The sequence below is a fragment of the Larkinella bovis genome, assembly GCF_042655385.1.
GTDB classification, from domain to species: Bacteria; Bacteroidota; Bacteroidia; order Cytophagales; family Spirosomataceae; genus Larkinella; species Larkinella bovis.
On the sequence record NZ_JBHSMA010000003.1, the window covers coordinates 109,082 to 123,095 of the forward strand.

The 14,014-nt window shown below is 54.7% G+C and carries 11 protein-coding genes; 6 read left to right on the forward strand and 5 right to left on the reverse strand.

Translation table 11 applies throughout. The features are described from left to right. Positions 1–7 precede the first annotated feature (7 nt). Both nadA and nadC read right to left on the reverse strand, forming a co-directional pair. On the reverse strand, positions 8–1,018 hold the full coding sequence (gene nadA, locus ACFPMF_RS11630) for a quinolinate synthase NadA (protein ID WP_379844773.1): 1,011 nt from the start codon (positions 1,016–1,018) through the stop codon (positions 8–10). Positions 1,019–1,145: 127 nt separating this feature from the next. Next, complete coding sequence (gene nadC, locus ACFPMF_RS11635; protein ID WP_379844775.1) at positions 1,146–1,979, reverse strand: carboxylating nicotinate-nucleotide diphosphorylase; 834 nt, start codon at positions 1,977–1,979, stop codon at positions 1,146–1,148. Positions 1,980–2,103: 124 nt separating this feature from the next. On the opposite strand from nadC, the gene ACFPMF_RS11640 reads away from it, so the two are divergent. The 5 genes from ACFPMF_RS11640 to ACFPMF_RS11660 all read left to right on the forward strand — a co-directional run bounded on the left by ACFPMF_RS11640 (position 2,104) and on the right by ACFPMF_RS11660 (position 9,554). Then, positions 2,104–2,481 (forward strand): hypothetical protein, encoded by a 378-nt coding sequence (locus tag ACFPMF_RS11640; RefSeq protein ID WP_379844777.1) that lies wholly within the window; start codon positions 2,104–2,106, stop codon positions 2,479–2,481. A 143-nt stretch (positions 2,482–2,624) separates the two neighbouring features. After that, positions 2,625–5,624 (forward strand): protein translocase subunit SecDF, encoded by a 3,000-nt coding sequence (gene secDF / locus ACFPMF_RS11645; RefSeq protein WP_379844779.1) that lies wholly within the window; start codon positions 2,625–2,627, stop codon positions 5,622–5,624. A gap of 139 nt (positions 5,625–5,763) precedes the next feature. After that, complete coding sequence (locus ACFPMF_RS11650; RefSeq protein ID WP_379844781.1) at positions 5,764–7,263, forward strand: APC family permease; 1,500 nt, start codon at positions 5,764–5,766, stop codon at positions 7,261–7,263. A 99-nt stretch (positions 7,264–7,362) separates the two neighbouring features. Next, positions 7,363–8,163 (forward strand): sulfite exporter TauE/SafE family protein, encoded by an 801-nt coding sequence (locus tag ACFPMF_RS11655; RefSeq protein WP_379844783.1) that lies wholly within the window; start codon positions 7,363–7,365, stop codon positions 8,161–8,163. Further along, a complete protein-coding gene (locus ACFPMF_RS11660) occupies positions 8,160–9,554 on the forward strand; it encodes an MBL fold metallo-hydrolase (protein ID WP_379844785.1) in 1,395 nt (464 codons plus the stop codon). The genes ACFPMF_RS11655 and ACFPMF_RS11660 overlap by 4 nt, the downstream gene beginning before the upstream one ends. Before the next feature lie 11 nt (positions 9,555–9,565). Here ACFPMF_RS11660 and nuoK read toward each other — a convergent pair whose 3' ends face one another. The 3 genes from nuoK to ACFPMF_RS11675 are packed head-to-tail and all read right to left on the reverse strand — an operon-like array spanning position 9,566 to position 11,926. Beyond that, positions 9,566–9,874 (reverse strand): NADH-quinone oxidoreductase subunit NuoK, encoded by a 309-nt coding sequence (gene nuoK, locus ACFPMF_RS11665; RefSeq protein ID WP_379844787.1) that lies wholly within the window; start codon positions 9,872–9,874, stop codon positions 9,566–9,568. A gap of 7 nt (positions 9,875–9,881) precedes the next feature. Further along, positions 9,882–10,406: an NADH-quinone oxidoreductase subunit J family protein gene (locus ACFPMF_RS11670; protein ID WP_379844789.1), complete on the reverse strand. Its 525-nt coding sequence runs from the start codon at positions 10,404–10,406 to the stop codon at positions 9,882–9,884. Between the two features lie 20 nt (positions 10,407–10,426). Beyond that, on the reverse strand, positions 10,427–11,926 hold the full coding sequence (locus tag ACFPMF_RS11675; protein WP_379844791.1) for a 4Fe-4S binding protein: 1,500 nt from the start codon (positions 11,924–11,926) through the stop codon (positions 10,427–10,429). A gap of 216 nt (positions 11,927–12,142) precedes the next feature. Between ACFPMF_RS11675 and ACFPMF_RS11680 the strand changes: the two genes are divergently transcribed. Next, a complete protein-coding gene (locus ACFPMF_RS11680) occupies positions 12,143–14,008 on the forward strand; it encodes a glycoside hydrolase family 97 protein (RefSeq protein ID WP_379844793.1) in 1,866 nt (621 codons plus the stop codon). The last annotated feature ends 6 nt before the right edge of the window (positions 14,009–14,014 follow it).

The window sequence follows — 14,014 nt, forward strand, 5'->3', positions numbered from 1 at the left end:
GATCGTTTTACAACCCCTTACTCATCTCCAGCATCCGCAACACCGAGGCTTCGGCTTTGACGCGGATGTCTTCCGGGACGATGATTTCCGGTTTTTCGTAATACAACGTGTTGTACAGCTTTTCGAGTGTGTTCATTTTCATGTACGGGCATTCCGAACAGGCGCAGGTGTTGTTTTCGCTGGCGGGGGCCGGAATGATTTTTTTGTTCGGAACTGCCTGCTTCATCTTGTGTAGGATCCCGGCTTCGGTGCCCACAATAAACACCTCGTCGGGCTGCTCCACCACGTATTTCAGCAAGGCCGTGGTCGAGCCCACGTAGTCGGCCTGGCTTAGAATGTGCTCCTGGCATTCGGGATGGGCGATGAACTTGGCGGTCGGGTATTTCTGCCGCAAAGCCGTCAGTTTTTCCTGCGAAATGTCGATGTGGACGATGCAGGCACCATCCCACAACACCAGATCCCGCCCGGTTTTCTTCGCGACAAACCGCCCCAGGTTGGCATCCGGTGCGAAGATGATCTTCTGGTCTTTCGGCAGACTTTCGACAATCTTCACGGCATTGGAGGAGGTGCAGATAATGTCCGACAACGCCTTGATTTCGGCCGAGCAGTTGATGTAACTGATCACAATATGATCCGGGTATTTCGCTTTGAAAGCCGCAAATTCATCCGCCGGGGCCGAATCCGCCAGCGAACAACCGGCGTTCATGTCGGGAATAACGACTTTTTTGTCAGGCGAGAGAATCTTGGCGGTTTCGCCCATGAAGTGCACCCCGCAGAATACGATCATCTCGGCGTCGGTGGCGGCTGCCTGCTGCGACAAACCGAGGCTGTCACCGATGTAATCGGCCAGGTCCTGAATGTCACCATCGACGTAATAATGGGCCAGAATCACGGCGTTTTTCTCCTTCTTCATCCGCCGGATTTCGTCCATCAAAACCTGTTTATCTTTCGGCGTCGAGCGGCTGATGTAGCCGATTTGCCGGATTTCTTCCTCTAACGTAAGTGGGATCGTTGCCATAGTGAGTAAACAAAAACAAACGCTAAAAAACTCTGATAAAACTCCGGTTTTCTCTGATCAGCTCTGTGTAACAGCCTAAATTTATTACACAGAGCTGATCAGAGAATATCAGAGGCAATCAGAGCGGTTAATATGCTTTTAGGCTCATGTCGAGGCTTTTGACCTGGTGGGTCAGGGCACCGGACGAGATGTAATCGACGCCGGTTTCAGCGTAGGCCCGCAGGTTGGTTTCGTCAATGCCGCCCGAGGCTTCCGTTACAACGCGTCCGTCGATCAGTTCAACCATTTTTTTCAGTTCGGCGGGTTCAAAGTTATCCAGCAGCATCCGGTCCACGTGGCCGAGCCGCAGCACTTCTTCCACTTCCCGCCGGTTGCGGACTTCCACCTCAATCGGTAACGAACGGCCGGTGGTTTGCAGGTACGCAACGGCTTTGGTCACGGCGGCTTCGATCCCGCCCGCGTAGTCGATGTGGTTGTCTTTGATCAGAATCATATCGAACAAACCAAAGCGGTGATTGAGGGCTCCGCCGATTTGAACCGCCAGTTTTTCGCAAACCCGGAAGTTAGGGGTTGTTTTGCGGGTGTCGAGTAGTTTTGCTTTGGTGCCTTCCAGCAGGGTCACCATCGTCCGGGTGTGCGTGGCAATGCCGCTCATGCGCTGCATGCAGTTCAGCACCAGCCGCTCCGCTTTCAGAATGGACTGCGCCCGGCCATTGACCGTCAGGACGATGTCGCCGTAATGAATAGCCGCACCATCCTGAAGATGAACATGAACCTCCAGATCCGGGTCAACTTCCCGAAAAACCGCTTCGGCTACGGCGACGCCCGCCAGAATTCCGTCCTGCTTCACCAGCAGCCGGGCGCGCCGTTGCGCATCGGCCGGAATGGTCGAAAGCGAGGTGTGGTCACCGTCGCCAACGTCTTCGGCCAGGGCCAATTGTATAAACTCGTGTAATGTCATTGTGAACTATTTCGGCGAAAGTTAGTGGACTTCTTGAAAAATGCCTGAAAAAAACCAATTTGCTTTCTTGCGGAACTATTGCGAAATTTGTTCCCCTCGTTCCGGCGAGTCGAATTTAACCTCCATGAAGCAACAACAGCGTAAGGACCTGATTCGTTTGATGAGCCTCTTTCTGAGCGGTTTGTTGCTGCTGGTGGCATCGGGCGGACCAGCGTGGCTGCCTGTTGAAAAACTGTCGGCCCGGCCAACTGTTCAAACACCGAAGAGCGAAAAAAAGGCGGACCCGGACCGGCAGGTTGTGGTGCAGGCCACCTCGTTCGATGCGGTAGTGACGCCCGCGCTGTCGTTCGGCTTCTCCCAAACGGTTTATCTGCTGCCCCCGCCAGTACTGTTTTTTGTACTGAAACAGACGGTAATTCCCCGCTTCTTTGAAATACCGTATTTTTATTTCTCGTTCCTCTGCTACGTTTTCGGGCATCACATTGCCATTAATGCGCCCTGATTTCTCTTTAGAAGTGAGAAGTTAGACAAGAGAGCAAAGATAAAACCGCCATTCGGAACAGTTCTCTGCTTGCCCTTCTTCTCCTTCTTCCCGGTTTCTTTTTCTATTGTCTCATCTCTTTTCTCTTTATTCTTTAATAAATAATGCAAAACCGAGTCGGAATACTGATTCTGACGGGTGTCATTACGCTCTTATGCGTTTACTACCTGTCGTTTACGTTCGTGTCGAACAGCATTAAACAAGACGCGACGAACTACGCAACCCTGGCCAACGGCAACGTTGATCTGGACCGGAAACAGCACTACATGGATTCGCTCTGGAAAGAGCCGGTCTATCTGGGAAATACGCTGGAAGAAGTAACCACCCGCGAGCTGGGTCTGGGGCTTGATTTGCAAGGCGGTATGCACGTGGTGCTGGAAGTTTCTCCGGCCGAAATCCTGCGCGGTCTGGCGGGCGGAACGCGTGACCCCAAATTTGAACAGGCGCTGAAGAAAGCTGCTGAAGATCAGAAGGCTAGCCAGTCCAAATTTGTGGATTTGTTTATCAGTGCGTACAAAGACATTGCCCCGAATACCAAACTGGCAACGATTTTCGCCAATAGTGGCAACCGGGGCAAAATCAACTTCCAGTCGTCGGATGCCGAGGTGCGGAAAATGATCAACGAAGAAGTCGACGGGTCACTCAGCCGGGCGTTCCAGATCATTCAGGCGCGGGTCGATAAATTTGGGGTAGCCAACCCGAACATCCAGCGGCTGCCGGGTTCGGGCCGGATTCTGATCGAGCTGCCGGGTGTCGATAATCCCGAACGCGTTCGTCGCCTGTTGTCGGGCGCGGCCAAACTGGAGTTTGCCGAAGTATATACGCTGAATGATGTGGCCGGGGGCCTCGATCAACTGGGCGCTTACCTGGTGCAGATGGAAGCCGAACGCAAACAGGCGGCTGCCCAAAAAACCGGCACAACCGGGGCGGCCACGACGGATACCACGAAGAAAGATAATTCGCTGGCGGCTCAGCTGGCCCAGAAAAACCAACCGGCCAAAGGCGATACCGCCAAAGCCGATACCTCGGCAACAGCCGCGCAAAATGCGGCCCTGACGAGTCTGTTCGTGCCGATTTCGCAGAACCAGCTGGGGGTTTACCTGAAAGATACCGCCCGGGCCAACGAGATACTGGGCCGTCCGGCAGTGAAAACCCTGTTTCCGGTGGATGCGGTTTTGCTGTGGGATCGTAAGCCGATCGTTACCAACGACAACAAAGAAATTCTGCCGTTATATTTCATCCGGAAACCGGCCGGAAGAGCTCCGCTGGAAGGGGATGTGATTGTGGATGCTACCAATGATTACGATGATCGCGGGCGTCCGGAAGTAACGATGCGGATGAATGCCGAAGGAGCCCGTAAATGGCGTACGCTGACGGCGGCCAACATTAACCGTCCGGTGGCGATCATCCTGGATAACCTGGTGTATACGGCCCCAACGGTGCAGAACGAAATTCCCAACGGGAGCTCCAGCATTTCGGGGAACTTCACCGTCGAAGAAACCAAGGATATGGCCAATATCCTGAAAGCCGGTAAGCTGCCTGCGCCGACCAACATTGTGGAAGAGGCCGTTGTTGGAGCTACGCTGGGTTCCGAAGCCGTTTCGGCCGGGGTGGTTTCGTCGCTGATCGGTCTGGTGATCGTCCTGGTTTTTGTGGTGGTGTATTATGGTCGGGCCGGTTTTATTGCGGACCTTGCTCTGTTTGTTAACCTGTTCTTCCTGCTGGGTATTATGGCTTCGCTGGGAGCGGTTTTGACCATGCCCGGTATTGCCGGTATCGTCCTGACGATTGGTATGGCCGTCGATGCGAACGTACTGATTTTTGAGCGGATCAAGGAAGAGCTGGCGTTGGGCAAACCGTTTAAACAGGCGATTGCCGACGGTTTTACGAATGCTTACTCTTCAATTATCGACTCCAACGTAACGACCCTGCTCACGGGCGTGATTCTGTTCATCTTCGGAACGGGTCTGATTCTGGGCTTTGCCACCACGCTGGTCATCGGGATCCTGACCTCGCTGTTCGCGGCTATCTTCATTACCCGGATTATTCTGGAGCAGTACGTGAAAAATGGCCGGACGCTGGCGTTCGGGACCAACTGGTCGAAAAACCTTTTCAAAGATTCGGCCTTCGATTTCGTGTCCCGTCGGAAACTGTATTACACGATCTCATCGACGATTATCGCCCTGGGGATCATTTCCGTAATTTTCAAAGGCTTCGGTTTGGGCGTTGATTTCAAAGGTGGTCGGTCGTATGTGGTTCGTTTTGAGAAAAGCGTCAGTACCGACGACGTGCGGAACGCGCTGGAAAACGAACTGCCGGGCTCCCTGGAAGTGAAAACGTATGGCGGAACCGGCGTGGGCGGTGCCAGCCAGGTTCGGGTGACAACCAGCTATCTGGCGGACGACATCAATCCGGAATCAGATAAAGAAACCGAGAAAAAACTGTTGGCGGGTCTGGCCAAAATTCAGGGTAATAAAGGGTCGGTGGAGAGCTCGCAGAAAGTAGGGCCGGCGATTGCCAATGACCTGATCTACTCGGCCATGTGGTCCATTCTGCTGGCAGTTGCGGTTGTTTTCGGCTACATCCTGATCCGGTTCAAGAAACTGGCGTTTGGCTACGGCGCGGTGGTGGCCCTGTTCCACGATGTCTTGATCATTCTGGCCATCTTCTCGATCGGTAACGGTTTTCTGCCGTTCTCGCTCGATATCGATCAGGCCTTTATTGGTGCCTTGCTGACCATCATGGGGTATTCGATGAACGATACCGTCGTCGTCTTCGACCGGGTTCGGGAGTACCTGCGTGACACGAAAGGCCGGAAAGAAAGCATTGCCGTCATCATCAACAACGCCTTGAACAGCACCCTGAGCCGGACGGCGGTAACGGGTCTTTCAACGATGCTGGTGCTGATCGTTCTGTTCTTCTTCGGGGGCGAAACCATCCGTGGGTTCTCGTTCGCGATGCTGATCGGGGTCATTGTCGGTACGTATTCATCGCTGTTTGTGGCAACGCCCATTGTAGTTGATGCCCTGAACAGAGATCAACTGAATGACACATCGGTCACGCCCGAAACGCCGGCTAAAACCACCAAAACAGCACGAGCGTAAGGAGTTGGTACTGTGAAAAAGCTGAACCTGGCCGTTCAGCTTTTTCGTTTTTGTGCGAATTATTTTGTAGCATTACTGCCTGATTCGCCAATTAATCTTTCGTCAACTTTTAAAATATTACCTAAACATTCTTTCCTGCATGGAAACGAAAACCGCAGTCAGTGATCGCAGTGTCTGGCGTAAAAAGCCGATGTACCTGTTTGAGCAGGACATTCAAAAAAGTGAGTTAAAGCGCGTTCTGGGCAAATGGAGCCTGACCGCCATTGGAATCGGGGCTATTATCGGGGGGGGGATTTTCGTGTTAACCGGAACGGCCGCTCACTACCATGCCGGTCCCGCGCTGGCTTTGTCGTTCATCGTGGCCGGGATTGGCTGTATCTTTGCGGCACTCTGTTACGGTGAATTTGCTTCCATGCTGCCCGTCGAAGGATCGGCCTATGCGTATGCGTATGGAACCATTGGGGAGTTATTTGCCTGGGCCATTGGCTGGGGGCTGATTCTGGAATATGCCATGGGGGCTATGACGGTTGCCGTCAGCTGGTCGGGATACTTCAATAAACTGATTCACCTCTTCGGGATCGAAATACCGTTCTGGCTACGCAATGACCCGGTTTCGGCCGCGAATTACGCCCAGCAGAATGGGCTGGAGGCCCCCGGTTTTGCCATTAACCTGCCCGCTTTTCTCATCGTCTGGCTGGTTACCTACATCCTTATCAAAGGCATCAAGGAAGCCGCTAACACCAACAACCTGATCGTGATTTTGAAAGTGACGGCGGTTATTTTTGTGATTGTGGTGGGGGTTTTTTACGTCATTCCCGAAAACTGGAAACCGTTTATTCCCGAGCCTACCACCATTCCCGGCGAAGACGGAAAACCGCATCAGGCGTATGGCTGGTCGGGCGTTTTGAGCGGTGCTTCGGCCATTTTCTTTGCCTATATCGGTTTTGATGCCGTATCGACCCAGGCCGGTGAAGCCGTGAATCCGCGGAAAGATATGCCCTTTGCCATCATTACTTCCTTGTTGGTCTGTACGATTCTCTACATTCTGGTTTCGCTGGTGCTGACCGGGATGATCAATTACCAGGATATCGTTGGGGATGCCCTGAAAGCGCCGGTAGCGTATGCCTTCGACAAAGCTGGACAGGGCTGGGCCGTATTCATTATTACAACGGCGGCTACGGTAGGTCTGGTGTCGGTGATGCTGGTGATGATGCTGGGGCAAACCCGGGTTTTCCTGGGCATGGCCAAAGACGGTCTGCTGCCAGGTTTCTTCCGCGAAATTCACCCGAAGTTCAAAACGCCCTGGAAGAGCACTATTTTGGTGGGAACCATTGTGTCGATTGTCGCGGCTTTTACTCCCATCAGCCTTCTGGGTGATATGACCAGCTTCGGAACGCTGTTTGCGTTTGCGATGGTGTGCCTGGCCGTCTGGATCCTGCGTCGTCGTGATCCGGATCGCGAACGTCCTTTCAAAGCACCGGCTCTAAACATTATTGCTCCGTTGGGAATTATAGTGAATACGATTCTGATTTTTAACCTGAGCGGGCTGGCGCAGCAACTGGCGGTTGTCTGGCTCCTTTTAGGTATGATCGTTTATTTTGCCTACAGCCGTCGTCACAGTAAGCTGAATGATCTATAGCGAAATAGTCCTTTCCAAAACGTACCGAAAAGCCTCCCGTTTGAATACGGGGGGCTTTTCTGCTTATTCTATAGACTATTGTTATAAACCTCTGATCCCATGACCCCGACCGATCACCTAGTAGGTTACGGAGCGGCTATCATTGCCGGGCTGGTCATCGGGCTGGCAGGAGGGGGAGGCTCCATCCTGACAGTGCCGGTTTTTGTCTACCTGTTTCAGATTCCGCCCTTAATTGCCACCACCTATTCGCTGTTCGTGGTGGGCGCCACCTCGCTGGTGGGCTCCGTTGGGTATGCCCTCAAGCGGCAGATTGACTTCACCGTCACTGCTGCGTTTGCCATTCCGTCGTTTCTTTCGGTATTCATCACCCGGCGGTTTTTGGTACCGGCCATGCCCGATCCGCTTTTTCAGTTCCGATCCATTACGATCCCGAGAAACGAAGCGATTCTGTATTTTTTTGCATTTGTAATGATTATGGCCGGGTTGGCGATGATCCGGCAACCGAACCTGGAAGAACCCGCTTCCGGCCGGCCACGGCTGGGTCTGCTGGCCCTGGACGGGTTGGGCGTTGGGGTTCTGACGGGAACTATCGGGGCAGGGGGCGGGTTTCTGATTGTGCCGATGCTGGTGTTGCTGGCCGGGTTGACCATGCACCGGGCAGTGGCCACCTCCGTGCTGATCATTGCGGTCAATTCGTTTGTCGGATTTATGGGTGATGTTCACCGTGATGTCATCGATTGGCGGTTTTTACTGGAATTTACGGCGTTTTCCATCGGCGGAATTCTCCTTGGAATTAACCTGTCCCGCTTCTTTTCGCCGACGTACCTGAAACGCGGTTTTGGCGGACTCGTTTTGGCCGTTGCTCTTTATATGCTGGTAAAAGAACTTGGGAAATTATGATTATTGAACAATTGTATACGGGTTGTCTGGCCCAGGGGGCCTATTATATTGAAAGCGAAGGCGAAGCTGCGGTGATTGATCCGCTGCGCGAAACCGCCCCCTACCTGAAGAAAGCCGAACGCAATGGGGCCCGGATCAAGTACGTCTTCGAGACGCATTTCCACGCTGATTTTGTCTCGGGCCACCTCGATCTGGCGAAAAAAACCGGGGCAACGATCGTCTACGGCCCCACCGCTCAAACCACCTTTGAAGCACAGGTGGCAACGGATGGGGAGACGTTTCCGATTGGGAAACTAACCATCAAAGTGCTGCACACGCCCGGTCATACGCCGGAATCGACCACCTATTTGTTGATCGATGAAACCGGGAAAAATCACGCGATTTTCACCGGCGATACGCTGTTTATTGGCGATGTGGGCCGTCCCGATCTGGCCATCAAAGGCGACCTAACCGAGCGCGATCTGGCCGGTATGCTGTATGACAGCCTGCATTCGAAAATCATGCCGCTGGAAGACGAGGTTATTGTGTATCCCGCCCACGGTGCCGGATCGGCCTGCGGGAAGAACATGAGCAAGGAAACGACGGATACGCTCGGCAATCAGAAACGGTTTAATTACGCGCTCCGGGCGCAATCAAAGGAAGAATTTATCAAAGCCGTTCTTGAGGGATTGACGCAGGCTCCCGCTTATTTTGCTGAAAATGCCCGGCTGAACAAGGAAGGGTACGATGCCATCGACGAGGTCATGGAACGCGGCCATCAGGCGCTGTCGCCGGAAGCGTTCGAAGCGGCTGTCAACGAAACCGGGGCACTGGTTCTCGACGTGCGCGACGCGGCCGATTTTGCCAAAGGGTTTGTTCCGAATTCGATCAATATTGGTTTGCACGGTCAGTTTGCGCCCTGGGTAGGGGCCTTGATCCCGGATCTGAAACAGCCCATTGCGCTGGTGACGCCCGCTGGCCTGGAAGAAGAAGCGGTTCTGCGGCTGGCCCGCGTGGGGTACGACCACAGTATTGGCTACCTGGCAGGCGGTTTTGCGGCCTGGCAGCAGGCAGGCAAGGAAGTGGATGCGGTCGAGTCGATTTCGGCGGAAACGTTCGCCCAGAACTACGGGAAGGGCACGGTGGTGGATGTTCGTCGGCCGGACGAATTTGCGGCAGAACATGTCAGGGAGGCCGAAAACCTGCCGTTGGACAACCTGAACGAGCATATGGCGGCTGTTCCGAAAACCGGCCCGGTTTACATCCACTGCGCGGGGGGCTATCGTTCGATGGTGGCCGCTTCGATCCTGAAAGCCCGGGGATTCGACAATCTGGTGAATGTAGAAGGCGGTATGGGGGCCATCAAAAAGGCTGGTCGCGTGCCGGTGGTGAGCGAAATCGGTTCGCACTGACCGGCGGGTAATTATTTCTTCAACTCGTTGAGTTCGTCCAGTTGAACGGTTTTGACGTGCCGGTAGACCTGCAAAATGATGGCCAGCGCAATGGCTGCTTCGGCGGCCGCTACAATCATCACAAAAAGGCTGAACATCTGGCCCTGCAGACGAACCGGGTCGTTCTGGCTGAAGGCGATCAGGTTCAGGTTGACGGCATTCAGCATCAGTTCGATACCCATCAACACCATAATGGCGTTCCGTTTTACCAGCACAATGGCCAGCCCGATGCTGAACAACGCGGCCCCGACGAGCAGAAACAAACCGGAATTGATTTCCATACTACAATCATTTAGGGCGGGACGCAGCGGCAATGGTCGCAGCCCCAATCAGCGCGACCAGCAACAACACCCCGGCTATTTCGAACGGAATTAAAAACTCGGTCATCAATTGTCGCCCAATTGTATCAACCGTTGAACGGTACATCGGTTCGCCCTGATTCAGGAGTACAAAATTGCCCCGCACCAGCGCCCGGTATAACACACTGAAAATACCGCCCGCTACCAGCAAAGCCCACAACCAGCTCCGGTGTCGGGTCAGGATCTGGTTGGGCTGGGTAAAATCGGTTGAACTGGTTTCGGATTTATGCGTGAGCATCACCCCGAAAATAATCAGCACCAGCACCCCGCCCACGTAAATCATGATCTGCGCAACCGCCAGAAAATCGGCCCCCGCCAGCACGAATAACCCCGCTACGCCCAGCAAGGTCAGCAGCAGAAAAAAGGCCGCATACAGCACGTTTTTCGTTACCAAAACCGCCAGGGCTGATCCGAGCGTGAAGAGAATAAACAAATAAAAAACAATCTGAACCACGGTTTCGCTGGTTTGTCGGATTACTCGGATTCGTTTGTTGGGGGCGTTTTCGGCCGCATGGTGGGCCGAAAGGCCGGTTTTTTCGGGATTTCCGGAGCCGCAGGCGGCTCTTCGGGTTGGGCCGCAGCTTCCGGCATGGCCGGTTTTTCCGCCACCGGCCCGGTCGGTGCTGGTTCGTCAGCAGCCGAAGCGGGGGCGGTTTTTGGGCGCATCGTCGGGCGGAACGCCGGTTTTTTAGGCGCTTCTGGTTGTCCTTCTCCGGTTACCGGTTTTTCCGCAACCGGTTTTGGGGTTTCTGCTGCGGTTTCCGCCGGATCGACGGCGGCCGCTGGTTTTACCTCTTCGATCGGTGGAGCGGTTTTGGGTCGCATCGTGGGCTGGAAAGCGGGTTTGGGTATGGCTACCGGCCCTTCATCCGTTGCCCGGGCGGTTTCTGCCGGCTTGGGTTCTTCCGGTGCCGGGGCGGTTTTGGGCCGCAGGGTTGGGCGAAAAGCCGGTTTGGGGGCTGCTTCTGGCGCTTCCGCAGCGGGTTGTTCGGTGGGCGTTGGTTCGTTGGTTGGGGCCGCCGGTTTGGGTCGTAAGGTCGGTCGGAAAGCGGGCCGGGGCGCGGGCGTTGGAACGGCCGGTTTTTCCAGACCCGCCATCGCAATGCGTTCGGCTTCGTCGGGCGTCACATCGGTGAGCGGATGCTCAGCCGCCGACCCGGCCGAATTTTGTTCCGGTAAGGGTTTTTCCTCGTTCGGCGGTTGATTCCCCGGCTTTTTCAAAGTCGGGCGGAAAACCGGTCGTGGTTTGGGAGCAGGCGTTTCGGCCACTGGCGCCGATTCAGTTGTTTCTGCCGGGGGGGCTTCGGTTGGTTCGGCCGGTTTGGGAGCGGGTTTCATCCCCGGTCGGAAAACCGGTTTTTTCGGGGCGTCTGCTGCGGGAGCCGGGGCGGTTTTGGCGGTTGCCTGCTGCGCTTTGAGTTCTTCTTTCTCCCGCACAAACTGTTCGTACAGCGCCCGCTTTTCGTCGGCCTGTTCGGGCGACAGGTTGGCGTAATGGTACGTCATGTTGCCCAGCTCGAACTCGCTGAAATCGTAGGTTTTGGTCATCGTCAGGCATTCGGTTGGGCAAACCGTGGTGCAGAGACCGCAGTAACAGCACTTGGCCATGTCGATGTCGAACTTACCCGCATACAGCCGAATGGGCGAACCGTCCGACGCCTTGCCAACTTCTTCCGTTGCCTTGATGGCATCAATCGTAATGCAATCGACCGGGCAAACCTTGGCGCATTTATCACAGACGATGCAATCGTCCATTTCGTTGTGGAGCCGGTAGCGGCCGTTGTCCGGGATCGGAATTGTCTCGAACGGATACTGAAGGGTCACAATCCCGGTTTCCTGCCCGAAATACTCCGGCTGCTGGACATTGATCGGTTTGCGACTCTGGCGGGCATTCAAAAGGTGGCGGAACGTTAGCTTCAGCCCCGTCAGTGTCGTTTGAATACCCTCCTGTATATCTTTAAAATAGTGGCTCATGAAGAACAAAAGTAATACCCAACCTAAAGAATAAAGAAAAAAGACAGACAGAAGTTTCAACGGATCCGAATCTTTCCCCACCGGTCGTTGGCACGCCGGATCGGCACATTCAAATTATAGCCTTCCCGGGCCAGGTTCTGAATCTTTTCTGGCTTACCAAGAAAGATTCAGAACCTGGAAAACATTAAAAAAGCCGGATTTTCAGCTTATGGGAACATGAATCTTCCAACGCGTACCTTCTGGTTATTACTTTCCTTTTTGAGTCTGTTGAGTCCGCTTTTATGGGCTCAGGCACCCGATTCGCTGACTGTCGGCTCGCCCAATGGCCGTTTACGATTTACTTTTTCCGTGCAAACCGATGGTGTTCCGGTGTATGAAATCCGGGACCGAAACCGGCCCGTTATTCTGCCGTCGGTGCTGGGACTGGTTAGTAACCCGAACGGAAACAACCTGAGCTGGGATCGGAACCTGCGGATCGTTTCGGTCGCCCGCGCCCGGCGCGACACCAGCTGGAAACCGGTTTGGGGAGAGCGGGCGGTTATTCCGGATCGGTACCACGAACTGGTAATCACGCTGCAACACCGGAACGCCGACCGGGGCCAATTGCAGGTCGTTGCCCGGGCCTACGACGAAGGCATTGCGTTTCGGTATGTTTTCCCGGAGAACATGCGGACACAGGTTCTGGATATTGGGCAGGAGAAAACCCATTTTACGCTGCCGTCGGGCACCAAAGCGTATTTTACCGATCATGCGCAGGGCAGCTACGAAGTCCGCGAGCCGAGTGGCTGGACCAAACCGGCGGAACTTCCCGTCACGCTTCACCTGGCGAACAATGCCTGGGCCTGTATCGCGCAGGCTGAACAGACGAATTATCCCCGCATCCGGTTGCAAATAGGGGCTGAAAACCAGTTGGTAAGCCAGTTGTTCGGCGAGGTAACCGAGACGTCGCCGTATGCGCTGCCCTGGCGGGTCGTGCTGGTTGGCGACCGGCCAGGCGATCTGCTGGAACGTAATTACCTCATTCAGAACCTGAACCCGCCCAATCAGGTCCCGGATGTAAGCTGGATTCAGCCGGGGAAAGTCATGCGGGAAGTGACGTTATCGACCAGCGGGGCGCAGAAACTGGTGGATTTTGCGGTGGAACAGAACATCGATTACATCCACTTTGACGCGGGCTGGTACGGGCACGAATACGAGGTAAAATCTGATGCCAGTACGGTTTCGGTCGATCCCCGGCGGAATCCGAAGGGCGATCTGGACTTGCCAACGGCGATTCGTTACGCGCGCTCCAGAGGCAAAAAGGTCATTCTGTACGTCAATCACCGGGCGCTCGAGCGGCAGCTGGATACGCTTTTCCCGCTGTATAAAAGCTGGGGAGTGAGTGGCATCAAGTTCGGGTTTGTGCATACCGGCTCGCACCGCTGGACGGTCTGGCTGCACGAAGCGATCCGGAAAGCCGCTCAACACCAATTGGTCGTCGATGTTCACGATGAATACAGCCCCACCGGTTTCAGCCGTACTTTTCCCAATTTGTTAACGCAGGAAGGGGTTCGGGGAAATGAAGAATGGCCGAATGCGACCCACAATACGGTTTTGCCCTTCACGCGGTTTATTGCCGGAGCGGCCGATTACACCTTCTGTTTCAACCAGGACCGGCTGAAGAACACGAAAGGCCACCAGCTCGCGCTGCCGGTGATCTACTTCAGCCCGTTGCAATATCTGTACTGGTATGGCAAACCCCAGGATTTTCCAAACCGGGCGGAAATTTCGTTCTGGAAACACCTGCCGACGGTTTGGGATGATACGCGGGTGGTCGATGGAACGCCCGGGCAGTGGGTCGCGGTGGCCCGGCGCAAGGGGGCCGACTGGTATCTGGGCACGATCACCAGCACCGAAGCCCGGACGGTATCGTTTCCGCTGACCTTTCTGGAACCGGGAAAATCGTATACCGCCGAAATCCACGAAGACGATGGTGCCGGTAACGTTCGAAAAACCGTCCGGACTGTAACCGCCAGTGACAAATGGACCCTTTCGCTCGTCGCTTCCGGCGGGCAGGCGGTTTGCCTGAAGCCAAGAAACTAAGGCCGG